This is a genomic window from Vibrio mytili (assembly GCF_000830505.1).
GTDB lineage: Bacteria > Pseudomonadota > Gammaproteobacteria > Enterobacterales > Vibrionaceae > Vibrio > Vibrio mytili.
In genome coordinates, this window is the sequence record NZ_JXOK01000026.1 from 107,048 (window position 1) to 131,325 (window position 24,278).

Here is a 24,278-nt window from a genome sequence, read left to right on the forward strand (position 1 = left end):
GATGCATGAAGAAAGCTAGGGGTAGATAATTTACTTCGGATTTTTGTTTAACTACATGGAGATGTTTGGCAGGGGAGTCTTGCGATGACGGACAAAAATGAGAGCTAGATCAGCACACTTTTCATAAGGTTAATCCTTCAAATTTAATCCTAAATCTGGTGTTTGGCAAAGCTTTAATGATTAATCTATTACCAAGTTAATGAAAGGGCGGTTGGGCTCACAATTCCCTACAGTTTTTCTTATCAGTGTTGATGGGTTTTGCTATAGATTATCCATCGAAAACATGGTGTGTTCGGAGGAAATATGTCCATTAATTCTATCGACCATGAAGAGATGAGTAACATCGCTCACAAGTGGGAATTACCCGAAGAAGAAACCGGTGTGCAACCTGAAAAGTCAACCAAGTCGGCTGAAGCCAGAAGACGTATAGAAGCGCTCCGTGAAATCCGTGAAAGTGGCCTAAGTATTGAAGAAGCACGAGAGTTGGGCCTCATACATTGATTGTATTTTTCAACAGGTATCTAAAATATTCTAGGGTGGCCATGGGTCGCCCTTTTTATTTTGGTGAGTGGTCTAACGCGCTAACTTAACCATTTACTTATCTCGAATTTACTTATCCAGAATGGTATAGGACAGTTGCGCGTAATCAAGATTTGTCACCTATTGTTGCTATTTTACAGTGTAAATAGCGAATACTATTTATCAGATTTCGATTTGACAGGGGCCCGCATTGAAAACGCTTGCCAAAACGTATGAAGTAACTTGAAACTGATCAAGTTAACTGCGTTTCTATTCTGCAATTGCGACTCGGTATGCTATAGTTCGCGGCTAGTATTTAAAGTACCTGAGGCTGTGAATGTCGTTTAATCTATCCTTATTGCCGCCTGATGAAAAAAACAAAATCGAACTGGATAAACAAGCATCGTTTTTGGTTTGGAAACTCAGAGAGGCCAAATCTGGCCCTGAAGCAATAGAAGAGCAGCTTTCGAAGATTCGTGATGCTGACGAAAAAGCGTTTTTTCAGCAATCGGTCGAAAAGTACAAACGAGTAATGGGTGTCGCATAAAGCGGCTCATCGCCTTGATAGAGATCGTGTTTCTCATACCGAGCTGAACGATGAATGAGATTATCTCCCTATTACTTTGCTGAGCGAAAATTGAAAAGGTTTCGCTTTTTGCTAAAATCCTTCGCATTAAATTTGAATTTAGAGAGACATCCCGATGGGAAGAAGTTTTGAAGTGCGCAAAGCCTCAATGGCGAAAACAGCAGGCGCAAAAATTAAAGTTTATTCCAAATACGGTAAAGAAATTTACATGTGCGCGAAAAATGGTGGTAGCGACCCAGACATGAACTTGTCTCTTCGTCACCTAATCGCAAAAGCAAAAAAAGATCAGGTTCCTGCGCACGTTATCGATAAAGCATTAGATAAAGCGAGTGGCGGGGGTGGTGAAGATTACCAACCTGCACGCTACGAAGGTTTTGGCCCTGGCGGTACTAGTGTTATCGTTGACTGTCTAACAGATAACGGTAACCGTACGTTCCAAGATGTGCGCCAATGCTTTGTTAAAGTTGGAGCGAAAATTGGTGTTGAGGGTTCGGTTTCTCACATGTTTGATCATCAAGCGGTATTCCAGTTTAAAGGCGATGATGACGAAGTCATTCTAGAGACGCTAATGATGGAAGACGTCGATGTAACCGATGTTGAACTTGAGGATGGTGTAATCACTGTATTTGCACCTCATACTGAGTTCTTCAAGACTAAGACTGCTCTAAACGGTGCATTTCCTGATTTGACTCTTGATGTGGAAGAGATCACTTTCGTCCCTCAAACTCATACGCCTGTTGCGGGAGAAGATGCAGAGAAGTTCCAGAAGTTCTTAGACCTTCTCGATGATTGTGATGACGTTCAGCAGGTTTACCACAACGCTGAGCTGTAATTTATTCATTTTCGTGGTTGTAAAAAAAGCTTCCATCAGGAAGCTTTTTTTTGCCACTATGGTCCACATTAGATATCACTCAAAGGAGAGTCTTGGTTATCGAAGGAAGGTGATACCAATCGTAGTAAATAACAGCTCTATCATTAGGGAGGATGAAGAGAACAATAATAAACAATATGAGGCGATATGAATCAGACAATTTCTATTGGGGCGTTAGAGTCCTTCATGGTTGCAATCAGTGTCCTTTTTCTTGGCAATTTCATTAATGCTAAGCTCCCAGTGCTAAAGAAGTTCAACATACCAGAACCTATCGTGGGTGGCTTAATCATAGCCTGTATCATTACTGCTCTTCATTTTAATGGTCTCGATTTAGAATTTGACTTACCGCTGCAAAACACATTCATGCTGATGTTTTTTTCAACGGTAGGATTAGCTGCAAACTACACTCAACTAATAAAAGGTGGCGCGAAAGTGTTTGTCTTTCTCGCGGTGGCTTCCTTTTACATCATCATTCAAAATGGGGTAGGTGTCTCTCTGGCTACTGCGTTGGGTTTAGATCCGTTAATGGGACTTATCGCAGGTTCGATTACACTCTCTGGCGGACATGGTACCGGTGCAGCGTGGTCGCAGACTTTTCAAGATGTGTATGGACTAAACAACGTATTAGAAATTGCGATGGCGTCGGCAACATTTGGCTTGATCATTGGCGGAATCATCGGTAGCCCGATAGCCGAGCGTTTGGTCGACAAGCATGGTGTTGAATCTGAATATGGGCGCAGCGCCAAAACGCACGAAAAGTTTCCGGAGTTGGTAACATATAACCAGTATGAAGAAGACAAAGTCACCGCAAGGAAAGTGGTCGAAAAACTGTTCTTTCTACTGATTTGTGTCACTGGGGCAAAATATTTGGAACAATGGGTGAATACACTCAATATTACGTGGCTGATGATTCCCGATTTTGTTTATGCGTTGTTTATCGGGGTGATTGTCACTAACGTTCTAGAAGTCACCAAAATTCGTAAATTGCATGCGGAAACCGTGGATATGCTTGGCACCGTCTCGCTGTCTCTGTTTTTAGCCATGGCACTAATGAGCCTAAAACTGTGGAACATTTTTGACTTGGCGATTCCATTTCTTATCATTTTAGCGGTTCAGTCCGTTGTATTGGCATTCTTTACTTACTATGTGACGTTTAAAGTCATGGGACGAAACTACGATGCTGCGGTGATTGCAGGTGGCCACTGTGGTTTTGGCTTAGGTGCTACGCCAACCGCGGTGATGAATATGGGCTCAATCGTTAATCGATATGGACCGTCGCCTCAGGCATTTATGGTCGTACCTATTGTAGGGGCGTTTTTTATCGACATCGTCAACTTGATCATTCTACAAGGTTATATTTCGTTCCTCGGATAAAGACATTTTTCACCATAGCCCTATAAAAAACGGTCACTGCGTAGTGACCGTTTTTTTGGAGTAGTGCAGTCTTGTTAAGAGACGGTGCGGCTGAATTTTAGGCTTGCTGTCCACGCAAAAATACCAAGAAAGGTATAAATACCAATATACGTCCAGCCTATCTTAGGGATCTCATCAAACGGGTTGGCAGCGATGAGCGCACGTAGTGGCAGAGCGAATATTTCAGCGAAAAAATCATCAATGCCGTAGTATCCAAACAGGCCAATTGGCATCCAGCGAAGGGTATAAATGATAACTAATAGGAGTACCAAAGGTGAGTTTACCTTCTGTGAGATCGCCATTGCACTTAATGCTAGTGGCAGTAATAACACACCGACTAATCCCATTCTGGCGACAAACTCTACCCAGTGCAGCAATACATAACCGAGCGAGTTTGACGGTACAAAAATTCGAACTGATAATCAGAATAGATATTGATAAACCACAACATCAAGTCCGACGCGAGGACAAGGAGCGAGCAAACTAATGGAATAACCAGCAGGCCGAACCCCAGCTTCGCGACATGAATTTGAACATTGCTAATAGGCATACTACGCCAAAACATGATACTGCCTTCTGCGCGTTCTTTATGGAGCGTTCTTGGGAAGTATTGAGTCCCCAGTAGGATAGAGAGTAAACCCGCACCACCAGCGATTAAGAGGTGAACATTGTTACTCAGTGATTTTTGCATATCACTTAAATCTCCCCCGAAACTGATATGAAAGAATACGCCGTGTTCTAGGGTTGAGCTGCTAATTAGACTGATAAATAACACAGCGCCACAGCCAAACATAAAAAGTGGTAAGCGATACACCAACGGATTTTCCCACCATTCTTTGCGTAACATCGCTAGAAGAGAATGCATTATATGGCCTCCTTTTGTAGCGCCAAAAATATATCTGCTAATTTAACTTGATAACACTCTCCCCAACCATCAACCTGCGCGGTGTATTTTGAGCGAAGCAGCCATTTGGTCGTTCCCAGTCCTTTTTGTGATGACAACGGATTCAATGCTTCGATTTTTTGTTGGTAGTCATCACTGGCATCGAGAATGAAGTAGTCTTTGCTGATGCTATCCATGGTATTTTGGAAAACAGGACGACCATGTTTGAGGATCAGAACATCTGTCAGTAAATGCTCAATTTCGGAGACCTCATGACTGGTAATTATTAATACACGTTCACCATCATGAAACCATTCTAATAAATGACGATAAAAGGTTTCACGATATACGAGGTCGAGACCGAGTGTCGGTTCATCAAGTATCAAGATCTGTGTATTGGTGGCAATAACGATCGATAGATGCAATTGTACTTTCATTCCCTTTGAGAGCGATTTAATACGCGCTCTTGGCTTGATGTCGGTCTGTGTTAGGAGCTCATCCGCTTTGCTCCGGTTAAAGCCTGGGTGTACCCCTTGTGTATAACTTAATAGTTGTGCCACGGTCATCCAATCAGGTAGCACATTTACATCCGATATATAGGAGAGGTTACGCATGATCTTGTCACGTTGCATGATCGGCTCATAGCCATTAATACGAATGGTTCCTTGGTATTCGTGTACACCCAGTAGGGCATTGATTAGCGTTGATTTTCCTGCGCCATTGTGGCCGAGAAGGCCAAGCACTTGACCTGCGTGCAAATCAAAGCTGACTTCATGCAATGCCTCGCCTTTTTGATGATAGTGCTTAGAGAGGTTTTTTACACTGACTAATGCGCTCATTGGTCACCCTTAATGTGTGGTTTGAGTTGCTGGATCAGTTCGTTGAGCGACATGTCCAGACGCTGTAATGTGTCGGCAATCTGTGGAATTTGTTCGTCGAGAAATCGGATTTTTTCTGCGGCTAAGAGTTTTTGTTTGGCTCCGATTGTGACAAACATGCCTTGGCCGCGTTTCTTTTCTATCAAGCCTTCATCGACAAGAAGTTGATAGCCTTTCATCACGGTCAGGTGGTTGATCTTCATGTCTGCTGCGACACGACGAACCGAAGGCAATGGTGAACCTTCTTGCCAAATACCTTGTTGAATTTGATGGATGATCTTATCCGCTAACTGACGAAAAATCGGTTGGCGATCATGCCAATGTTCCATGGTTGAACCCTTTAACTGAATTGGTGCTATATATAGGTATAACACTCAGATACTAAGGTAGACATTGGCATAAAAAAATAGTTCAAAGTTAGAAAGGGAGGAGCTGTCATCTGGGGTAACAGCGTGCAAAAAAGACCCCCTATGAGAGTAAACTCACAGGGGGAGGTTGATTATGACGTTTATCTTTCGAGTTTTTTGCCTTTAGACATGAAAAAGGCTTTACGCTTAAAAAGCCTTTCGCTTAGAAACCTTTGATGTTCTCTGCTTCTAGTTCAGCGAAGTATTTCACTGTCTTCACCTTTAACTCTTGTTGTGCAGCATCGTCACATACGATAACCGCTTTCGGATGGAGCTGTAGTGCTGAGACTGTCCATAGATGGTTAACACAGCCCTCGACAGCGGCTTGAAGTGCTAAAGCCTTGTTGTGACCTGTAACTAGGATCATCACTTCTTCCGCATCAAGTAGTGTTCCCACACCGATAGTCAATGCATATTTAGGTACTTGGTTAATGTCACCGTCAAAGAATCGAGAGTTTGCGATGCGCGTATCTTCAGTTAACGTTTTGATACGTGTACGAGAAGAAAGAGAAGACGCTGGTTCATTGAAAGCAATGTGACCATCATTACCGACACCACCCATGAACAGGTTGATCTTACCGTACGACTTAATCTTGTCTTCGTAGCGCTTGCACTCGGCGTCGTGATCGTTTGTGTTACCGTTTAATAGGTTAATATTTTGTTCTTGAATATCAATGTGGTTAAAGAAGTTGTTATACATGAATGAACGGTATGACTCTGGGTGATCGGCTGCAATGCCGATGTATTCATCCATGTTGAAGGTTACAACGTTTTTGAAGCTCACTTGACCTGCTTGGTAAAGTTCAATTAGTGCTTTATAAGTTGCTAGAGGAGTGCCACCAGTCGGTAGACCCAGAACGAATGGACGCTCAGCAGTAGGTTTAAAATCGTTGATTCGTTTTGCAATGTGCGCGGCTGCCCACTTGCCTACTTGTGCTGCTTGAGTTAACGGGATAAGTCTCATTTTGTGCCCCTAGTTATTGGATTTAAGATGCAGTGATACATTAATTCGCATTATAAAATAAGTATTCCGTGTCTGCCAACGTTTTAGGTCAAAAAATTGTTTTTTATTTAATCGATGTGCTTTTTTTCACCAATCATGATTTGAGTATTGAGATGTTTGGGGGCTTTTTTCTCTCGTAACTAAAGTCTGTCAGTAATAAGTTTACGACTTAAATTAAGTTTGATTTTCTATCGCTTAGTGTCGTTACAGACGTCGTGTTTGGTAGGCGAGACGTTCGAGCAAGCTCAGATATGGCATACCGCTGTTTTTTTGACCATAATTGAAATGTCTGCACAGGTAAGGAAATCGTTATGAAAAATGAACTCGATCCGAGCAAAGTATTGCAAGCTTACGAAAACGTGATGAATAACGGTATGCCAACCGATTTGGGGAAAATTTACGAAGGGATTGAAGCGTTTTCTGACTATGATGGTTACAACGTATTTTTACGAGGAAATGGCGTAGAATTAAAAATAGGTTTCCACAATACGTATCATCTTGAGTACGACCAAGAGCACTTGAAAGAAAGCTTTTTAAAGAAAATCGCTATGCTAGCGAAGTAGATGGGATTAGAAAAGGAGGTGTGATGTAGTACGCAACACGCTCTTTTTTAAAAATCCCTCAGGGTGTTCACATCTGTAGCGCTGGGGAATGAGAACTCAGTACGGCAAATGAGGTTGTACTGAGTTCTTAAAATACCGTGGTTGGTGTATTAATCTTCTTCGACCAAGACGTCTTCTGTATAGTCTTCCAATGCTTCTGGTTTGTTACGACCATTCAACGTGTGGAAACGTTTGCGTCCTCGTGCGAGTTGGGTGTACTTTAACCAAGTGCGCTCGATTTTGGTCTTTGCCTTACCAGGATTCTCTAACACTTTAACGAAGTGCTTTTCTTCGCTGTTCTCTGGAGTCAACTCGCCTGATTCAAGACCAAGCATCGTATCTCCATAAATTGTTAGGATTTCCTCTTCTGTAAGAGTAAAATCGCCAGACTTTGCAAAGCCACGTGGAAATTTTACGTTATCGTAAAATCGTTTTTTGCCATGACGGAATTCAGTGTCAGACATATCAACAGCCTCTATCACCGTTATTGATTAATGTAATTAACTAGGGTGAAAATTAGGCTTAAAGTCAGCAAAAGAAAAACAAATTTTTTTTATCGTCATGATTGTGTATCGTTGTTAAATTAACCGAGAGATGGTTTATGGATGTAAAGGTCTTTAGAACATTTTTAGAGCTGGCAAGAGTTCGTCATTTTGGACGAGCTGCGAGAACCTGTATATCACCCAAGCAGCGGTCAGTGCGCGGATTAAACAGCTCGAAGGTTATTTCGACACTCAACTGTTTATTCGTGATCGCAACAACATAAAACTCACCTCTGCAGGTGAGCGGTTGATTAGTTATGCCGAAGTAATGGTCACGACGCTGCAACAAGCCAAGCTGGAATTGTCACTTGACGATGGGAAAGCTCTGCAGCTGACTTTAGGTGGTACCCCTAACATTTGGGACGCTTACCTTCAGAACTGCCTGAGTGTGGTCACTGATTCCTTTGGTGGGTATGGCTTTATGGCCGAGGTGATGGGGCGTGAAATGTTGAGCCGCAGTTTGCTTGACCGCACGCTCGATATGGCATTTGCCTTCGATCAAATCAAAGCAGATGAACTAAACTGTAAAAAAGTGGCAGACGTTGTTCTGGTGTTGGTTTCGACACAACAAGATTCATTAGATGCGGTATTTGAACATAAATACGTGTACGTCGACTGGGGCACTCGTTTTGCTTCTGAACACTCGGAAAGACATCCTAAAATTCCTGCGCCATATCTGCGTACCTCGACGGCCCGTATAGCCCTAGACTTTATCTTAGAGAAGGGTGGGGCGGCATACTTGCCAGTGTCACTTGTTGAGCCGTTTATTGCGAATGGCCAGCTTTACAAGGTATCTGAAGTGGAAGATTGGCAACGACCTATTTATTTAAGTTACCGCAAGGCCAGCTCTTCGGTGGATGCAATAAAGCAAGTGGAAGAAATCGTCAAAGAAATCGACCCGTTAACCGCATATAGCTTGCAACAAATAGGCTCTGGTTTGCCTGAAGAGTAAAATCTCTCGACGTTCAGATTTCTTGAACTGAAAAAGACCCTGAGTGTTGTCAGGGTCTTTTTGCTTTTACTGGTTGCTGCCAATATATTCATCAATCCTGATGTGGTAGGCAGTGATATTGATCGTTGCTTGAACGATTATGAAAGCTTTTTGTTCAGCAAGTTGTCCAGTCCTACTTTACCTGCACCTGAAAATGCCAGTGAGACGCTCGCGGCGAGTAGCGCTAGACCAAACTCGTAACCGTTGTTCGATAGGAATAACCCGTTTTCGAAGTGAACGGAGAAGATCGCAACAACCATGGTGAACGCTGTGACAGCTGCGGCTGGTCGAGTGAGTAGACCAAGCAAAAGTAATAAGCCACCAAAGAACTCTCCACTACCCGCTAAAAAGGCCATTAATATGCCCGGGCCTAAGCCAATTGAATCTAGCCATTGTCCTGTGCCTTCTAAGCCATAACCACCGAACCAGCCAAACAACTTCTGTGAGCCGTGCGCCATAAAAATGATTCCGATAGGGATGCGCAGTGCTAGTGTGCTGAAGCCCGCATTTGATGTCGTGATTGTCTTAAGTAGTGCTTTCATCATTCTGTCCTCAATGGCAATTTTGATACGTAGGAGTGATTCTCCCCTTACTGTTGAGTACAGTTTAAGCACCTTATACTTGGATAAACATAATAGGTTCCCGATTAACTAGTTCGAAAAATTAGAATATAATTATTTATTTTATTTAATCAAATAGTTAAGTTTTTATTTTTAGTTTTAATAATGACATATTCGGACTTTATTTAGGTATTAGTATTATTTTTTTGATGTTGTTTATGAGACAGGCGTGTTGAGGCTGCGCTTGGGTCTGCATGGGTTGCCTACGGCGAGCGTATCTTTTGGGATGTCTTTCGTGACTACACTTCCGGCACCAATCACGGCGCCATCTCCAATTTTTACGCCAGGTAAAATCACACAGTTTCCACCTATCCATACATTGCTGCCAATTTCTACCGGCTCTGCATAACCAATATGTTGATTTCGAGTCTGTGCATCCAGTGGATGGTGAGCGGTGTAAACCTGCACATTGGGACCGATAAAAACGTGATCGCCAATCGTGACTGGAGCACAGTCAAGGAGAGTGAAATTGAAGTTGATAAACACGTGGTTACCAATTGTCGTGTTAATACCGTAATCGATATTGATGGACTTCTCCATATGGACATCTTCGCCAATACTGGCAAAAATCTGCTTGAGTAATTGACGTTGCTGCTGACGATCGCTGCGGGCGGTTTGGTTGTATTCCGCCGCTCTATCACGTGTTGTATCTCGAACTCGAATTAATTCTTCATCGTTAATATCATAGTGCTCGCCTGACACCATTTTTTCATACGCTGTGGTCATTTATTTGTACTCGAATTGATAACTGGTTTGATATTGATAAAGGGATTGTTTGGCAATAAACCTTCGATTCTCTTTGGGCCAGTTTTCATGATTTGGGCAATCAGGCAGAAACTGAGTTTCCAGCGCTACGCCTGATAGTCATCGTACTCTCCTTGTCGAGAAGGTGTCCCTGCTAAGAAATTACCGCTGTAGAGTTGAATGGCTGGCTTATCGGTAAACACCGACATAGTGACTTGCTTGTCGGAACTCATCAGTCGAGCGATGGCTTGGCAGCCATCAGTGAGTTCGTTCGGTAGAGTAAACGCATGATCATAACCTTTCGCTCTTTTTTGGTCCTCATCTTGAAGTAACTGCTCTCCAATACGATGAGCACGATTGAAATCAAAATGAGTCCCCTTTACGGACCTCAGTTCCCCGGTTGGAATTAAGGTCTCATTGGTTGGTAGGTACTCATTAGCGCTAAGTTGCAGTTCGTGATTAAGAATGGTTTGTCCTGATTCTGCACCATCCAAGTTAAAGTAGGCATGGTTGGTTAGGTTTATCGGGCAGTCTTGATCACAAATTGCAGAGTATTCGATGCGAACCTGGTTATTGTCTGTCAGTGTATAGGCAACTTCAGCGGTTAGGTTTCCTGGAAAGCCTTGATCGCCATCGGGAGACGTCAGGCAATATGTAATCTGGGAATCACTTTTTTCTTTTATTTGCCACCGGCGCTTGTCAAAGCCTTCAATGCCGCCATGTAGACTGTTTCCATTATTGTTCAGTGTGATGTTGTGCGTTGTGCCGTTTAACTGAAACTGTCCGTTAGCAATACGATTAGCGAATCGACCGATCGTGGCACCTAGAAATGCACTGTGGGTTTGATAGTCTTTTAGTGTTTTCATCCCCAATAGGACTTCACGTGGACCTTGTTCCGTCGGAAGTTGACAGCTCAGCCATGTGGCACCAATGTCCATGAATGTGGCGGTCATGCCTCGTTGATTACGTAAAGTGTGCACGTGGGCCGGTAATTCATCAGAAAACAAATCAGCTTCAATCGAAGTCTTAATTGACTCTGGAGAGAGGTTCTTAGTCAGCATGGCTGCTCCTTATAAAGCTGTATTTACACAAATTCAAATATTGTGCCTCATAGTTGAACTCGATATTACAAGGTAACTTAGGAATGAACCGATAAAGCAATCATAAATAGGCACACACAGCTAATTTGTGCATGCTTTCAACAAATCCGTTTATATGTGAAGGTAAAGTGGCGGGTATAACTTTTTGATTTTTGTTCTTTTTTTCTTTTCAGAATACTGAGGGGTGATGAAAGAGCGCCAGAAAAGGGCTCTTTCATTGACGAGAAGGTTTGTGTGGGATTAGTGAGTTCAAAGGTTCATTAAGCTTTCAAGCGATTCTTCAACAGTGTTGTAATGGTAGGTTTGAATGTTTTTACCATCCGTTGTGTTGATTTGAATTTCTGATATTTCGTTGCTTAAGTCACGCTCTATGATGCCAATTGAGTGATCAACCGACTTGCTGGTGATGACTCTTTGATTCCTTAATACGATGACGCAGGTATGTAGATTCATGCCAATTCCCTCTAGCCTTGATGACGTTGATAATGATTTTTGTGATGTTTGGGTTCCTAGCTAAACAAGCAAACGCTTTTCCTTACATCGAAAGTGGATGGCTGCTTATCTAGACAGTCTTTAACTTTAGTGGAAAAAATCTGAGATGCCAATGTGCACCATTATTAGGTTCCGTAAATGGCTACTATTGTTTCGCGTGAGTCCTACAATATAGACATATTTCATAGTATCTTTCATCCACGAGTCGCTCGAAAGGACATACCTAATGCCATTGCACCCTTATACTTCGCTGACTTTCGAACAATGTCAAAAGGCTCGCGTTTCCAGAGACGTTCGCTTTGATGGCCGCTTTTATGTTGCGGTGAAAACGACAGGTATTTTTTGTCGGCCAATTTGTCCGGCTAACTTACCTAACGAAGAGAATGTCGAATATTTCACTGATAAAGCACAAGCACTTAAGGCTGGATATCGCCCATGCCTGCGTTGTCGACCGGATAGCGCGCCCGGCTCTTGGGCCTGGAAAGGTGTGGAAACAACATTTCAGCGAGCGATGACTTTGATCGACAATGGTGAACTTCAGCACAGCGCTGTCACCGAACTCGCTGAGCGACTAGGAGTCTCTGACCGCTATTTAAGAATGCTTTTTGAGCGATACCTCGGTATGCCGCCAAAACAATATGCCCAATATCAGCAACTCATGTTTGCTAAGCAGTTATTGCATTCGAGTTCGATGTCCATTACCGATATTGGCTTTGCTGCTGGTTTTAATAGTACACGTCGATTTAACGATGCGTTTCAAAAGTGTTTGAAGCTTACGCCGTCCCAAGTTCGGCGGCAACTCGTCCAATCATCAGGCGGTCATCAAATAGTTTTGCCATTTCGAGGTGAGTTAAATTGGCAACACATGCTCAATTTCTACCGTATACGAGCGATTGAAGGTGTAGAAAACGTGACTCAAGAGAGCTATCAGAGAACGGTGCGTATTGAGAATAGCCAAGCATGGTTCAAAGCGACAAAAAGAGACAGTCATCTTAATTTAGAGTTTGAAATCGATGATGTTACTCAATTGCAACGTTTGGTTTTAGGTGTGCGCCGTATGTTCGATCTCGATACTGATATTGACACGGTAGAGCATTACCTGAATGCCGCGGTTCCTGGCTTAGTAACTGAAAAAGGCATTCGGATTCCGGGGGTATGGAGCCCTTGGGAGGCGGGGGTCCGTGCGATTTTAGGTCAGCAAGTTTCTGTAAAAGCCGCAATTGGACAGCTCAATTTATTGGTCGAGAAACAGAGTGCTCCGGGCGCGATACGCTACTTTCCAGAACCTGATGCAATTGCCAATGCTGATATTAGTTATTTACGTATGCCGCAGAGCCGTAAAGACACCTTAATTCGTTTTGCACAATTGATGCAGCAAAAACCAAAGATCGATCCGGTACAGTGGCTTGATTTAAAAGGCATTGGCCCGTGGACGATTCATTACGTTCAACTTCGTGGGCAGTCTCTTCCTGATTGCTTGCTAGATAACGATCTAGTGGTGAAGAGAACCATGCAACGCTATCATTCGTTTGACCGACATGCCGTCTCTCCATGGGGGAGTTATGCCACCTTTCATCTATGGAACCAATCATGAAAAAAGTTTATACCGTCATGACTAGTCAATTTGGCGAAGTCACCATTCAGGCCAACGCTGATGGTTTGCTTGGCATTTGGTTTGAAACCTGCACAACGAAACCGGATGAGCTTGGTGATCGAGAAGATCATCATCCGGTGTTGAGTGAAAGTGTTGTTCAGTTGCAAGAGTATTTTACTGGGTCACGTAATGACTTTGATCTCCCACTTGCTGCAAAAGGCACCGATTTCCAAAACCAAGTTTGGCAAGCGCTAACCACAATCCCTTACGGTGAAACATGGAGTTATCAGGATCTGGCGAATGCGATTGGCAACCCAAAAGCGGTACGTGCAGTAGGGTTGGCAAATGGTAAAAACCCTATTTCTATTGTTGTGCCTTGCCATCGAGTGATTGGTAAAAATGGTAAGCTGACCGGGTATGCTGGTGGCGTGGAGCGAAAGCAAGGTTTGCTGGCGTTAGAGCAAGGTAACAGGCTTTAGTCGCAATCCATATAAGGACTTGATCAATTAAACCTCGTTTGTGTAAACCCTGCGCACTCAGAAATAGGAAGCCCCGAAACCATGGTTCCGGGGGCTTAGTTTGCTCGCGACAGTGAGAATAGGCGTCGCTTTAAGTCAACTGAGGTTTGGCTTGATATCGCCCTGGTTTATGGTTCATTGCCAAAATTAGGTTTGTAGCGACCGCTCCAATCACTGAGAGACCAATTAGGTAAATATCAACAATAAACAGAGACATTATGACAATGGCACAATCCAGAGCCATTTGAACTTTGCCTGCGCGAATGCCATAACGGTCCTGTAAAAACAACGCTAGGATATTGAATCCTCCCAAGCTCATCTTGTGACGGAAAATGACCAGCATTCCAGTGCCGATCATCCCACCGCCTATTAATGCAGCGTAAATTGGCGCGATTCTCGATATTTCCAATACATGGTGCAGGTGGTCAACGGCAAAAGAAACCAGTGACACGGCGATAAGCGTATTGATTGTGAAGCGCCATCCCATCCGTTTGACGGAAAGAATGTAAAACGGGAGGTTAAGCAGGAAGAAAACTTGTCCAAAACTGAAATCGCTGACTTTGGTAAGGAAGATGGCCAATCCAGCGGTTCCTCCTGTTAGTAGTCCAACTTTACTAAAAAATATGACGCCTAACGACACCAGTGCGCTACCGAGCATTAGCGCCAGCAGATTTTCTCTTAAGCTATGATCATTATCCATAAAACATGTTCCTTGGGTTTAATCAAGCCTTCCGCATAGGGTGAAAGTGGGAAGGACAGCGGACCTAAATATTGTCGGTCCAAAAAACGCTCAATAACATGTCTTGAAAAGTGACCAATGTCGAGTTTTCAGCCAAAATAGGTGCAATGTGAACTGTTTAACATAATGTACACATGTCGTTTATGGAAGCGCAACAGAGCCTAGAATAAACCACTATTTAACCATAAATGTGCTCCGATGCTGGTGGCATAGCCGATTGCAATGACGGGCGCCCATTTTAGGTGACCAAAAAAGGTATATTGTCCGCGAGCGGCTCCCATTAATGCCACGCCAGCAGCTGAACCAATCGACAATAAGCTGCCACCAACGCCGGCCGTCAATGTGACGAGCAGCCAATTTCCTATCGACATACTTGGTTCCATGGTTAAGACGGCAAACATAACGGGGATATTATCTACGATGGCAGAGAGTACCCCAACCATCACATTGGCCCACACCGGGTTCCACTCTGTATACATGACATTTGAAATCAACTCTAAATAGCCAAGTAAACTCAAACCACCCACGCACATCACAACACCATAAAAGAACAGAAGCGTATCCCACTCCGCCCGTGATACCCGGTGGAAGACATCAAACGGAACGACAGAGCCGATGCGTTTTAAGGCCTGTTCATCTCCATTGGCAATGGCGATTGCTGTTTTTTTTGCGAGGGATTGCTTAAGTGTCTGGCGTAGAAAATAGCCAAAGAATTGCAAATAAGCTAATCCCATCATCATGCCGATGACCGGAGGAAAATGCAGTAATGCATGGAAGCAGACGGCGGTAGCGATGGTAAGGATGAACAACAGAACAATCCGTCTCGCACCACGCTTCAACTCGATATGCTCATGTACCGTGTTTGGCTTGGTGTTAGGTACAAAAAATGACATAACAAACGCAGGAACGAAATAGTTAAGCAAAGAGGGCACAAATAGCGGAATAAACTCTGCAAAGTGGACATGACCTGCTTGCCAGACCATTAAGGTTGTAATATCACCAAATGGACTGAAAGCGCCGCCTGCGTTTGCTGCGATAACGATATTAATACAAGCAATGTTAACGAATTTAGGGTTGTCCCCTGAAACTTTCATGACCACTGCACACATGAGCAGAGCCGTTGTTAAGTTATCAGCGATAGGAGAAATAATAAACGCAAGAAAACCCGTGAGCCAAAACAACTGTTTAAAACCAAAGCCTTTTCCGACCATCCAAGCTTGCAGAGCATCAAACAGTTTGCGTTCCTCCATTGCGTTGATGTAAGTCATCGCGACAAGTAGAAACAGTAACAACTCTGCGTATTCCAGTAAGTTATGCTCTAAAGCTGCTTTCGCAACGTCGGGTTGGTTATTCTGAGCAAATGTATAGCCGATGAGAATCCAAATTAATCCAGCGGCCAATAGTACAGGCTTGGATTTTCTCATTTTTAGATACTCTTCTAGCATCACGAGAATATAAGCAATGGAAAAGAGAATGAGAGCGGTGTACCCGACTGCTGAGTTAACCAGGTTGAGCTCATTGGTTGTGGAAGCCATACTCGAGTTGGAAAATAATAAACAACAGAAAGCTATGACTGAATAAATTGGCATCGACATTTCTCCCTTGTCTTAATGGAGAAATAGTAGACACAAATGAACCGTTTAGTTGTGAGAGAGTTCGAATTAACGTTAGACGCTAATCATTAGTGTGTCTTTGAGTGCGTGGCTACTTTTTGAGTGACGCAATGCTAGCGATGCCACAAAGAATGGCGGCGGCATACAAACCGTAAGTTAACCAATGACTGATCTCTAGAAATGGAACGATTTCTTGGGGTGCCCACATACTGCCTCCGTTTAATGAGCAAGTTAATGCGCCCAATCTAAATGAAATGAACAACGTTTTTTGTGAGAAGTGACTAATTCTAGTCGCCTAGAGTCCCTATTTTCAGTGAGTGAGAGAGAGCTCTCATTTTGATGTGGGTGAACAATTCTTGCAATTTAGAACGATCGTGCTAAAAATACAGCTATGAAAAAAGGAAAAGTGACCAAAGAACTGATTCTGCAACGCGCCTTTCAGATCGCCAGTGAGCAAGGGCTCGAGAGTTTGACAATTGGTGAACTCGCTAAGCAGTGTGGCATGTCAAAAAGCGGTTTGTTTGCCCATTTTAACTCTAAACTGAATTTACAGCTTTCGGTGCTGGAGTATGCGAACCAAGTTTTTACCGAGCGAGTCATCGCACCTGTTAGAGAGTTGGGGGATGACAATATTGAACACAAAATTCGAGGGCTGTTGGATAACTGGATGACATGGAATCACTCGTTTCAAGGCAGTTGCATGTTTCTTGATGCCTGGAATGACAGTGCTGCCGATGATTGTTTGCTGCAAATAGCACTCAGAAAGTCCATTGATACGTGGTTACATTATCTAGAAATACAAGTTATTAAAGGAAAGGAAAACCAAGAGTTCTCAGAAGATTTAGAGGCAAGCCAGGCGATTTTTGATTTGTACGGGCTGTATTTAAGCGCTCATGTGTTTTACTCAATTAAAGGTGAACAAGCGAGTCAAAAGCTATTTTGGCAAGGCATCGAAAATTTATTTGCACGATGGAAAGGTTAATCTCCAGACTATCAATCTAGAATCAAACAAATAAAGAAAGAGCGACACGTTCGCTCTTTCTTATCAGCCTTAAAAGCACGACCGTTCTATTTTTTGGCTGATAACGAAGGAACAAATCATGAGTGAGAAAATTTACTTTAACACCTCGCAGCGTTTTAGTGTCAAACGTAGCCTCGTCAACATTAGCACCCGTTTACATCATACTTTAGCGCCGTCACACGCAAAAAAAAGTGCAAGAAAGTTATTGCTTACGCCAGTTCGCACGCAGCCTAAAAACGCCCAGCCGAACGGGCTTGTAAAAAATGAAATTCAAGGGCGTAGCGGAATGATTAAAACCTATTCATTGGGTGCAGGTCCGATTTGGATACTGACTCATGGTTGGTCGGGGACAGCGAGCCAGTTCTATCCACTAATGGAACATATTGCGGCAAAAGGTTATACGGCGCTTGCTTACGACCATCCTGCTCATGGCGAAAGTGAAGGGCAATATGGACACATTCCCGGTTTCATTCGTGGGCTAGAAGATGTGCTCGATTCGGTAGATGATATTGTCGGTTTAGTGGGGCATAGCATGGGGACGGCCTCTGCGTTGGAATGTCGACACAGTAAGCTAGAAGGTAAGCCTTTGCTTCTTATCGCTCCGGTTTTGAATTATGTTGAAAACCTCTTTGGTAGCATTGCACGATCTGGGTACTCGATGAAACTGTTCCATGCCGTTGTGTCAGAAGTTGAAGAACAGTTTGACTATCCGTTGCAGGCGATTAACCCAATGGAGCGACTTGCAAATCGCCCTTCTTTGACCATCATCGTGCATGACAAACAGGATAAATTCACCAAACACAGCGTGTCTGCACAAGCTGCGCATGATATCGACAATGTTGAGCTTGTCACTACACAAGGGCAAGGTCACGGAAGAGTGATGACGTGCGAACAAGTGTTTGCTAGTTTCGATCGTTTAGTTGAAATAGCAGATGGTAAGTAAGTGATTACTTATATTTTAAGTTATTAATAATAATGAAGTTAAAAAAAACAAAAGGACAGCCTAAGCTGTCCTTTTCTCATCGTGATCAGATAGGTTTATACCAATCTCCGGTATTGTTACCAGTCTTAATCAGTACGTGATTATGTCCTGATCCAGATTGATATGCCTCTTGTGATCTCTTAGTTACAGTTTGCTGTACCTACTTCTTTCCAAACACCCCATTGACCAGACTTAGATGGATCTTCTCCACGTGTCCACCATTTTGCTTCCCAAGTACTGCCTGCGTGAGTGACTTGATCGCCGCCTGTGTAGACAGTGCTCTGATCCCATGCGTTGTCACATGTCACTGGGTCAGTGACTGAGGTGTACTCTGCTACGACAACCGTTGCGGTTGCAGTCGAAGATGCTTCGCCATCGCTTACGCTTACTGCAAAGTTTAGGCTGGTGTCTTGTGGGTATTCCGCTGCAGTAAAGGTCACTTTAGCACCTTCAATTGTTGCGTTTAGGCCTTGCGGCAGCGTCCAATTGAATGTGAGTGTGTCGCTGTCCGCATCCGTTGAAGCAGAGGCATCAACGACCACTACGTCAGCTGCATTGGCTGTAGCTGGTGCCGATACTTGTGCCACAGGAGCGGTGTTTTGCGGTGGTTCAACCACGCCTGCTGGTTGTACCGTCACCACAACGAGATCCGTCGCACTTTCGCCTTCGTTATCAGTCACGGTTAGTTGGAAGGTCAACTGCTCCTCCGTCGTCACTTCTGCTACATCAAAGCTTGCTGTTGCAGTGTTTGCACTGGTCAGTACCACGGCTGCTCCTGACACTTGTTCCCAAGTGTAACTAGCGATTGTCCCATCAGAATCAGACGATTGGCTACCATCCAGTACAACACTGGCAGGACCCGTTACTGATTGGTCTGCGCCAGCCGCTGCCGTTGGTGCATTGTTTGGCTGATCAATGACAACACCAGACATACCTTCGTGCATCGCGTTGAGAATATCACCGTTGTCTGCATCGATTTCCCATGAGAATAGACCTGCTAGACCAAGTGACTTCGCGTAGTTACCTTTTGCGATAACAGAGCGTTTATCATCAAACGTGATTAACTCACCTGTTGAGCGATTCCAAACCCATGGTGCTTCGGCTTGTGCGTCATAACCGTATTCAAAACCATTGATACCTTTGTTATCGGCTCCTAGCATAAATGACTTAATGCCTTTGTAGTCGATAACGCCCGCTTCCCATACGCCTTGGGCTGTACTGCCTTTCAGTTTACCCGTTGCGGTACCTGTCATAGGATCGGTTGGATCGGTGAGTGTATCTGGTGTGACGCCTTCCCAACCACGACCGTACATGGCAGCTCCAAGGACTAGCTTGTTGGCAGGAACACCTTGTGCAAGAAGAAGTTGGATAGCGTTATCTGCTGTGTAAGCAGGCCCTTTGAACTGCTCACCGTTTTCATCTACACCGCTGCCGTCACATTGACCAGGGCGCATGAATGAACCACAGTAAAGCGCGGCTTGGTGACCCGGTACGTTGTTCCAACCGCCGTAAAAGTCATACGTCATTGCAAAAATGTAGTCCATGTATTGAACGGCATCTGCGTAGTCTACGTCTTCAATCTTGTCGTAACCTACGCCGATAGCTGACGTCAATTCGTATGTGCGGCCTGTTTCTGCTTCTAGCTCGTCAAGCATCGCGCGCAATTCACGCATTAGGGCAACGTAAGCCGGACCATCATTGACCGAGTCTCCTCTATCGGCTGCAGCACCGCCACCGCCAGGGAATTCCCAGTCAATGTCTACGCCGTCGTAGAACTTCCAAGTCTTCAAGAACTTTTTAACCGAAGCTACGAAAGTGTCACGGTTAGTTTTATCCACAAAGTCGAAGAATGGGTCTGACAGTGTCCAACCACCAATTGATGGGATTATCTTCAGGTCTGGGTTACGTTGTTTCAATGCCATCAGCATTGCGTAATTTCCCTTGATTGGGGTGCTGTACTCATGACCCGCTTGAGGGAAGCTCTTTTGGTAGGCTGCCCACGGGTCATGAATGACTACTTCGTAATCATTTACGCCATTACACGCGGTTTGCAGTGCGTTAAAGCTGTTGCCACCGACTGATTTTACTGACTCATTTGGACCACAAATTGGGATAAAACCGTAAAGGATGTGAGTCAAGTTATCGACAGGCATATTATCGACCGTGTAATCACGACCATAAATGCCCCATTCCACGAAATAAGTACCCATGACAACACTAGGATCGGTGTCGAAAGACTTGTTATTTGGATCGACATTCATTGTAAGCGGTTTTAAGTGAGAACCATCGGTGTCTGCGATCGTGATTTCAGCTGGTGAGCTTTTCGCACAGCCAGTTTCATCACATGCTTCGATTTCCATTTGGTACAAACCACCTTGACCATATTCGAATGTCGCTGTGGTTTGGCTACCAGAAATTGGACCGGTTGCGACTTTGACGCCATCAAAATAGATGTTGTATGTGTCACCAGAGGTCCCACTCCACTGGTTGAATTTTACCGTGATGGTGGCTTGGTCATGGTATTTCACCATGCTGTTGTAGCCAGATGTGGTTTCCATTGCCAGTTCAATTTTAGAAAACTGCAGGTTATTGGAACCATACAGATCGATACTTGGTGCTGTAGGCGCTGCCACTGCAGTGCCAGATAATGCTAACGCTACGCCAGCAGCACATAGATTAAATCGAATCATAACTTATCTCTCAATCCTTGGATTCGTGTTCTATAGGGAACATTAAGCTGCTCTTGCACCGCATAAATGACTGGTTTTTTTTACCCTGTCCAAAACACACACCATGTGCAAAAGCATCCTCTACAGCATTTCAGAGAGTTTTTTTTCGTCAAAAAAAAATTAAAACGGTTTTCGAGTGATATGAGGGAAGTTAAATAAAACTCACACTCTGTTGCACGGAAAATGCCATATTGAGTCAATAAACAAATTATTTTCGGCAAGAATAGAATTTAGCGTTTACTCAAAAGACCTTGAGTGAAGGTTTTTTGTGGTTATCTATTTGTTTATTTTGGTTTTTTGTCATTTTTTCGTTAGTTAACGGGTTGAATTAATCGCTATTAAAATGCTCGCTTAATGCCGCTCGGCGTTTAGATGCTGTGCCGATTTCTGATCCTTGAACTGTGTGCTCAAACCCTTTGCGAATAAAACGTTGGTCTGGAAATAGAGGCTCAATACGGCGAATCTGTGGTGATAGGTGTGAACCGGATAGTTGATAAACCGTCTTACCTAAACCGGTGTTAAGAGTCATGGTTTGTCCATCAAAGTCGAACTTGGTTGAGACCAAGCGATGGTTACGGTATACCCCTTCAGACGTAAAGTTGAGCCGCTCAGTTTGATAAGGTGGTGCGCCTATTTCGATCCATTCCCCATAAATATTAGTGGGACTAATAGATGCTTGATAGGAGAGGTGAAGTTGATAGCTGGTAAAGGCAAGAAGACTAGCACCGACAAAAGCGAAAATGATTTTTAATAGTGTGCGCTGATTCAGAATGGCCTCCCTCGGTCACGTGTGGAGCACGGTCGATCTTGCGTTTTGGTTTATTGTTGCCATGACAGTATAACGGCTTACATCATGGTGCGAGTCTTCTGACAGAATTACAAATGATCCTGTATTTACCGTTAACAAATCATGATCTAGAGAGTGTTTTTACATCCTGATACAACACTTTTGATCTATATCCAACCAAATAGTTATTAGATTTAAGTATTGAGTCATTGATAAAAACAAGGTAAAAAAGAGCGGATTATTGATAAGGAAAACAAGTATGAGCATTAAGGAAAATAGCTATTTCGCTGGTGGCGTTAAGTCACTCGGTTTTAGTCAACATGAACAGGACATCAGTGTTGGTGTAATGCTTCCTGGTACGTATACCTTTGGTACTCAAGCCCCAGAGCGTATGACTGTTGTTAAAGGTGCACTCATCGTTAAGCTTGCGGGTGAAGGCGACTGGAGAACATATTCTAGCGGTGAGTCGTTCGATGTAGACGGTAGCTCATCGTTTGAAGTTGAAGTAAAAGACGCTTCTGCTTACTTGTGTGAATATTTGTAAATTCAGTTGAGTTACGCCACTCGGCGAATTCACTTAGGTCATCTACTATGACAAAAGGCAAAGTTCTGGTGTTGTATTCCTGAGGGAATGGTGAATCCTGAATTGCGCCTGTCTATCGAGACTAAAGCCACCTTGAGTGGCTTTTTTTGTTTGCCCAGCATATCCGTAACTAACGTGTATACTTAAAGTAACCAAGTGAATTAGGTAACCACAAAGGAGGAAGTGATGGCGATACAACAAAAACATACCGATCTCCCTCCTCGTTACGAGTCTAAGGATTTCACCGACGAGCAGAGACACCGATTCACGGAAGTGGCGAATGCGGCGCAAAAGCGGCGTGATCGGTATAGACGTGCGATAGCTAATAGCTTGAGAAGAAAGAAAGCAAGTTCACGAACGCTTAATGTTGACAACACGCCTTCGAAAGATAAACCGAGACGCACCCGTCGAGTCATCGCGCTTATCATGGTATTAGTACTTGGATTGTTGGCAATGTATCTGTTTTAGGCATGTATAGAGTCGGTGTTCATCATTTGAATCTCTCCATGCTTTATCGAGAATAGTAATCTTTGATTTTACCAATGAAAAATATTTTTACTCTTAACGTGAATTTGTGTTGCTGATGCCCCCCAACAATGACTAGAATCCACAAGTGTACTTGGGTTGGTTAAACTTCAAGTTTTAATTATTATTTTTATTAACTGCCTCACATTTTTTGTGGGGCAGTTTTTCATTGTGTGAAGGTAACTACTATGCCTAATGGCCAGACAATCAACCAACGTATGTCGATCGTGACATTAGCTTGGCCCATATTTGTCGAAATTTTGCTACGGACGGCTTTAGGAACCAGTGATGTATTTATGTTAAGTGGCTATTCTGACAAAGCGGTCTCGGCGGTTGGGGTTATTACTCAGATCACCTTCTTTCTGATTGTTGTGTCTACTTTTGTTAGCAGCGGCACTGGGATTCTAATCGCGCAATACAACGGCGCTGATCGGGATAAGGACTCTGTTGATGTCGGGGTTGCCAGTATTGTTTTATCTATAGTCATCGGTGTGTTATTGAGTGTTGTAGCCGTGCTTGGCGCGATATTTTTACTGCCATACTATGGTTTAGAAGCTCAGGTAGAGCAATATGCACGTGAGTACTTACTTATTAGTGGTGCCCTGACATTCAACGTAACGATTGGCATTGTACTGACCACGATTTTACGTAGTCACGGTTATTCACGCTCGCCGATGATGGTTAATTTAATTAGTGGTGTACTCAACGTTGCGGGCAATTACATAGCGTTGTATCAACCGTTTGGGTTGCCAGTATTCGGTGTTCAGGGTGTCGCAGTGGCAACGGTGGTGAGCCAAATCATTGGCACACTGATGTTTTGGCTTATTTTGGCTCGTAGCAGCATTGCATTACCGATGTCGACGCTCAAGCAAATTCCATCGGCGATTTATAAGCGAATTCTAAAAATAGGTGGGATGAACGCTGGCGAGGTGTTGTCCTACAACCTTGCTCAAATCTGTATTGTGTACTTTGTCGTTCAGATGGGTACTGCTTCTCTGGCCGCGTTTACCTATGCTCAAAATATTGCACGATTCTCGTTTGCCTTTGCGTTAGCGATTGGTCAGGCCGCGCAGATCCAGACCGGTTATTACATTGGAAAAGGTTGGGTAACAAGCATTCTTAAACGGGTACAAATCTATTTTCTCGTTGGTTTTGCCGCCTCTACTGTGGCCACGACCGTGATTTATATTTTTAGGAATGAGATTCTTCGCGTATTCACGGAGCAGCCTGAAATTCTCGCACTTACTGGCTCGCTCGTTATGGGCTCCATCGTTCTAGAGGCGGGGCGGGTGTTTAACTTGATTTTTATTGCTGGTTTAAAAGGCGCGGGTGATATCAAGTTCCCTGTTCAAATGGGCATACTGAGCATGTGGGGACTGGGTGTGATGTTCTCTTACATCTTTGGTATTCATATGGGCTACGGGGTATTGGGAGCATGGATGGCGATTGCTCTTGATGAATGGGTACGCGGTATCATCATGGCGAGACGCTGGCGCTCGCAGGTGTGGACCAAGTTTAAAATGAGTTGATATTTTG

At 43.8% G+C, this 24,278-nt stretch carries 23 protein-coding genes and 3 pseudogenes; 13 read left to right on the forward strand and 13 right to left on the reverse strand.

The genetic code is table 11. The features are described from left to right. Positions 1-303 precede the first annotated feature (303 nt). From SU60_RS08690 to gltS, 4 genes are all read left to right on the forward strand, one after another. Entirely contained in the window at positions 304-501 is a 198-nt protein-coding gene (locus SU60_RS08690) for a PA3496 family putative envelope integrity protein (RefSeq protein ID WP_041155172.1), read from the forward strand. A 355-nt stretch (positions 502-856) separates the two neighbouring features. After that, on the forward strand, positions 857-1,066 hold the full coding sequence (locus SU60_RS08695; protein WP_041155173.1) for a DUF3283 family protein: 210 nt from the start codon (positions 857-859) through the stop codon (positions 1,064-1,066). A gap of 154 nt (positions 1,067-1,220) precedes the next feature. After that, entirely contained in the window at positions 1,221-1,937 is a 717-nt protein-coding gene (locus SU60_RS08700; RefSeq protein ID WP_041155174.1) for a YebC/PmpR family DNA-binding transcriptional regulator, read from the forward strand. Between the two features lie 186 nt (positions 1,938-2,123). Further along, the gene (gene gltS, locus SU60_RS08705; RefSeq protein WP_041155175.1) at positions 2,124-3,350 is read left to right on the forward strand and encodes a sodium/glutamate symporter; all 1,227 of its coding nucleotides are present in this window, start codon (positions 2,124-2,126) and stop codon (positions 3,348-3,350) included. A 74-nt stretch (positions 3,351-3,424) separates the two neighbouring features. Here gltS and SU60_RS08710 read toward each other — a convergent pair. The 4 genes and pseudogenes from SU60_RS08710 to nagB all read right to left on the reverse strand — a co-directional run bounded on the left by SU60_RS08710 (position 3,425) and on the right by nagB (position 6,521). After that, positions 3,425-4,254, reverse strand: a pseudogene (locus SU60_RS08710) (hypothetical protein). Continuing rightward, positions 4,254-5,111 (reverse strand): ABC transporter ATP-binding protein, encoded by an 858-nt coding sequence (locus SU60_RS08715; RefSeq protein ID WP_041155176.1) that lies wholly within the window; start codon positions 5,109-5,111, stop codon positions 4,254-4,256. Before SU60_RS08715 ends, SU60_RS08710 begins: the two are co-directional and overlap by 1 nt. After that, positions 5,108-5,479 (reverse strand): GntR family transcriptional regulator, encoded by a 372-nt coding sequence (locus tag SU60_RS08720; protein ID WP_041155177.1) that lies wholly within the window; start codon positions 5,477-5,479, stop codon positions 5,108-5,110. The genes SU60_RS08715 and SU60_RS08720 overlap by 4 nt, the downstream gene beginning before the upstream one ends. Positions 5,480-5,720: 241 nt before the next feature. After that, positions 5,721-6,521 (reverse strand): glucosamine-6-phosphate deaminase, encoded by an 801-nt coding sequence (nagB, locus tag SU60_RS08725; protein WP_041155178.1) that lies wholly within the window; start codon positions 6,519-6,521, stop codon positions 5,721-5,723. Positions 6,522-6,871: 350 nt separating this feature from the next. Between nagB and SU60_RS08730 the strand changes: the two genes are divergently transcribed. Further along, positions 6,872-7,123 carry a DUF3081 domain-containing protein gene (locus SU60_RS08730; RefSeq protein ID WP_041155179.1) on the forward strand — a complete coding sequence of 84 codons (252 nt, stop codon included), beginning with the start codon at positions 6,872-6,874 and terminating at the stop codon, positions 7,121-7,123. Between the two features lie 149 nt (positions 7,124-7,272). Here the strand turns inward: SU60_RS08730 and SU60_RS08735 are convergent, their stop codons facing one another. Continuing rightward, positions 7,273-7,626: a MaoP family protein gene (locus tag SU60_RS08735; protein ID WP_041155180.1), complete on the reverse strand. Its 354-nt coding sequence runs from the start codon at positions 7,624-7,626 to the stop codon at positions 7,273-7,275. A gap of 137 nt (positions 7,627-7,763) precedes the next feature. Here SU60_RS08735 and SU60_RS08740 point away from each other — a divergent pair. After that, a pseudogene (locus SU60_RS08740) lies at positions 7,764-8,656 on the forward strand (LysR family transcriptional regulator). 137 nt (positions 8,657-8,793) lie between these two features. Here SU60_RS08740 and SU60_RS08745 read toward each other — a convergent pair. The 4 genes and pseudogenes from SU60_RS08745 to SU60_RS08760 form a co-directional block, all read right to left on the reverse strand. Then, entirely contained in the window at positions 8,794-9,237 is a 444-nt protein-coding gene (locus tag SU60_RS08745) for a DoxX family protein (RefSeq protein WP_041155230.1), read from the reverse strand. Positions 9,238-9,471: 234 nt separating this feature from the next. After that, positions 9,472-10,020, reverse strand: a complete 549-nt coding sequence (locus SU60_RS08750; RefSeq protein WP_041155231.1) for a sugar O-acetyltransferase — start codon at positions 10,018-10,020, stop codon at positions 9,472-9,474. Between the two features lie 21 nt (positions 10,021-10,041). Next, positions 10,042-11,120: pseudogene (gene galM / locus SU60_RS08755) on the reverse strand (galactose-1-epimerase). A gap of 288 nt (positions 11,121-11,408) precedes the next feature. Further along, entirely contained in the window at positions 11,409-11,612 is a 204-nt protein-coding gene (locus SU60_RS08760; protein ID WP_041155181.1) for a hypothetical protein, read from the reverse strand. A gap of 265 nt (positions 11,613-11,877) precedes the next feature. On the opposite strand from SU60_RS08760, the gene SU60_RS08765 reads away from it, so the two are divergent. Further along, a complete protein-coding gene (locus SU60_RS08765) occupies positions 11,878-13,245 on the forward strand; it encodes a DNA-3-methyladenine glycosylase 2 family protein (RefSeq protein WP_041155182.1) in 1,368 nt (455 codons plus the stop codon). Then, entirely contained in the window at positions 13,242-13,724 is a 483-nt protein-coding gene (locus tag SU60_RS08770) for a methylated-DNA--[protein]-cysteine S-methyltransferase (protein WP_041155183.1), read from the forward strand. The genes SU60_RS08765 and SU60_RS08770 overlap by 4 nt, the downstream gene beginning before the upstream one ends. Positions 13,725-13,854: 130 nt before the next feature. Here SU60_RS08770 and SU60_RS08775 read toward each other — a convergent pair whose 3' ends face one another. Next, the gene (locus SU60_RS08775) at positions 13,855-14,463 is read right to left on the reverse strand and encodes a DUF6198 family protein (RefSeq protein WP_041155184.1); all 609 of its coding nucleotides are present in this window, start codon (positions 14,461-14,463) and stop codon (positions 13,855-13,857) included. Positions 14,464-14,663: 200 nt separating this feature from the next. Then, positions 14,664-16,091 carry a sodium:proton antiporter NhaD gene (gene nhaD / locus SU60_RS08780; RefSeq protein ID WP_052481516.1) on the reverse strand — a complete coding sequence of 476 codons (1,428 nt, stop codon included), beginning with the start codon at positions 16,089-16,091 and terminating at the stop codon, positions 14,664-14,666. 415 nt (positions 16,092-16,506) lie between these two features. On the opposite strand from nhaD, the gene SU60_RS08790 reads away from it, so the two are divergent. Continuing rightward, positions 16,507-17,097, forward strand: coding sequence for a TetR/AcrR family transcriptional regulator (locus SU60_RS08790; RefSeq protein ID WP_041155187.1), 591 nt, complete (start codon positions 16,507-16,509; stop codon positions 17,095-17,097). Positions 17,098-17,215: 118 nt separating this feature from the next. Next, positions 17,216-18,079, forward strand: a complete 864-nt coding sequence (locus tag SU60_RS08795) for an alpha/beta hydrolase (protein WP_041155188.1) — start codon at positions 17,216-17,218, stop codon at positions 18,077-18,079. Between the two features lie 179 nt (positions 18,080-18,258). Here the strand turns inward: SU60_RS08795 and SU60_RS08800 are convergent, their stop codons facing one another. Together SU60_RS08800 and SU60_RS08805 are read right to left on the reverse strand one after the other, a co-directional pair. Then, on the reverse strand, positions 18,259-20,808 hold the full coding sequence (locus SU60_RS08800; RefSeq protein ID WP_041155189.1) for a glycosyl hydrolase family 18 protein: 2,550 nt from the start codon (positions 20,806-20,808) through the stop codon (positions 18,259-18,261). A 367-nt stretch (positions 20,809-21,175) separates the two neighbouring features. Continuing rightward, on the reverse strand, positions 21,176-21,619 hold the full coding sequence (locus SU60_RS08805; protein ID WP_052481517.1) for a DUF2850 domain-containing protein: 444 nt from the start codon (positions 21,617-21,619) through the stop codon (positions 21,176-21,178). Positions 21,620-21,893: 274 nt separating this feature from the next. Here SU60_RS08805 and ppnP point away from each other — a divergent pair, with 274 nt between their 5' ends. From ppnP to SU60_RS08820, 3 genes are all read left to right on the forward strand, one after another. Continuing rightward, positions 21,894-22,178 (forward strand): pyrimidine/purine nucleoside phosphorylase, encoded by a 285-nt coding sequence (ppnP, locus tag SU60_RS08810; RefSeq protein WP_041155191.1) that lies wholly within the window; start codon positions 21,894-21,896, stop codon positions 22,176-22,178. Between the two features lie 225 nt (positions 22,179-22,403). Beyond that, positions 22,404-22,685, forward strand: a complete 282-nt coding sequence (locus SU60_RS08815; RefSeq protein ID WP_041155192.1) for a hypothetical protein — start codon at positions 22,404-22,406, stop codon at positions 22,683-22,685. Between the two features lie 245 nt (positions 22,686-22,930). Continuing rightward, positions 22,931-24,271 carry an MATE family efflux transporter gene (locus SU60_RS08820; protein WP_041155193.1) on the forward strand — a complete coding sequence of 447 codons (1,341 nt, stop codon included), beginning with the start codon at positions 22,931-22,933 and terminating at the stop codon, positions 24,269-24,271. The last annotated feature ends 7 nt before the right edge of the window (positions 24,272-24,278 follow it).

Excerpts from the sequence above, each read along its gene's own strand:
- nagB (WP_041155178.1), bottom strand. The coding sequence starts at position 6,521 with ATGAGACTTATCCCGTTAACTCAAGCAGCACAAGTAGGCAAGTGGGCA.
- SU60_RS08770 (WP_041155183.1), top strand. The coding sequence starts at position 13,242 with ATGAAAAAAGTTTATACCGTCATGACTAGTCAATTTGGCGAAGTCACC.
- SU60_RS08720 (WP_041155177.1), bottom strand. The coding sequence starts at position 5,479 with ATGGAACATTGGCATGATCGCCAACCGATTTTTCGTCAGTTAGCGGAT.
- SU60_RS08730 (WP_041155179.1), top strand. The coding sequence starts at position 6,872 with ATGAAAAATGAACTCGATCCGAGCAAAGTATTGCAAGCTTACGAAAAC.
- SU60_RS08715 (WP_041155176.1), bottom strand. The coding sequence starts at position 5,111 with ATGAGCGCATTAGTCAGTGTAAAAAACCTCTCTAAGCACTATCATCAA.
- SU60_RS08760 (WP_041155181.1), bottom strand. The coding sequence starts at position 11,612 with ATGAATCTACATACCTGCGTCATCGTATTAAGGAATCAAAGAGTCATC.
- SU60_RS08815 (WP_041155192.1), top strand. The coding sequence starts at position 22,404 with ATGGCGATACAACAAAAACATACCGATCTCCCTCCTCGTTACGAGTCT.
- SU60_RS08700 (WP_041155174.1), top strand. The coding sequence starts at position 1,221 with ATGGGAAGAAGTTTTGAAGTGCGCAAAGCCTCAATGGCGAAAACAGCA.
- SU60_RS08795 (WP_041155188.1), top strand. The coding sequence starts at position 17,216 with ATGAGTGAGAAAATTTACTTTAACACCTCGCAGCGTTTTAGTGTCAAA.
- SU60_RS08750 (WP_041155231.1), bottom strand. The coding sequence starts at position 10,020 with ATGGTGTCAGGCGAGCACTATGATATTAACGATGAAGAATTAATTCGA.
- SU60_RS08790 (WP_041155187.1), top strand. The coding sequence starts at position 16,507 with ATGAAAAAAGGAAAAGTGACCAAAGAACTGATTCTGCAACGCGCCTTT.
- gltS (WP_041155175.1), top strand. The coding sequence starts at position 2,124 with ATGAATCAGACAATTTCTATTGGGGCGTTAGAGTCCTTCATGGTTGCA.
- SU60_RS08775 (WP_041155184.1), bottom strand. The coding sequence starts at position 14,463 with ATGGATAATGATCATAGCTTAAGAGAAAATCTGCTGGCGCTAATGCTC.
- SU60_RS08695 (WP_041155173.1), top strand. The coding sequence starts at position 857 with ATGTCGTTTAATCTATCCTTATTGCCGCCTGATGAAAAAAACAAAATC.
- SU60_RS08735 (WP_041155180.1), bottom strand. The coding sequence starts at position 7,626 with ATGTCTGACACTGAATTCCGTCATGGCAAAAAACGATTTTACGATAAC.
- SU60_RS08690 (WP_041155172.1), top strand. The coding sequence starts at position 304 with ATGTCCATTAATTCTATCGACCATGAAGAGATGAGTAACATCGCTCAC.
- SU60_RS08765 (WP_041155182.1), top strand. The coding sequence starts at position 11,878 with ATGCCATTGCACCCTTATACTTCGCTGACTTTCGAACAATGTCAAAAG.
- nhaD (WP_052481516.1), bottom strand. The coding sequence starts at position 16,091 with ATGCCAATTTATTCAGTCATAGCTTTCTGTTGTTTATTATTTTCCAAC.
- SU60_RS08800 (WP_041155189.1), bottom strand. The coding sequence starts at position 20,808 with ATGATTCGATTTAATCTATGTGCTGCTGGCGTAGCGTTAGCATTATCT.
- SU60_RS08745 (WP_041155230.1), bottom strand. The coding sequence starts at position 9,237 with ATGAAAGCACTACTTAAGACAATCACGACATCAAATGCGGGCTTCAGC.
- ppnP (WP_041155191.1), top strand. The coding sequence starts at position 21,894 with ATGAGCATTAAGGAAAATAGCTATTTCGCTGGTGGCGTTAAGTCACTC.
- SU60_RS08820 (WP_041155193.1), top strand. The coding sequence starts at position 22,931 with ATGCCTAATGGCCAGACAATCAACCAACGTATGTCGATCGTGACATTA.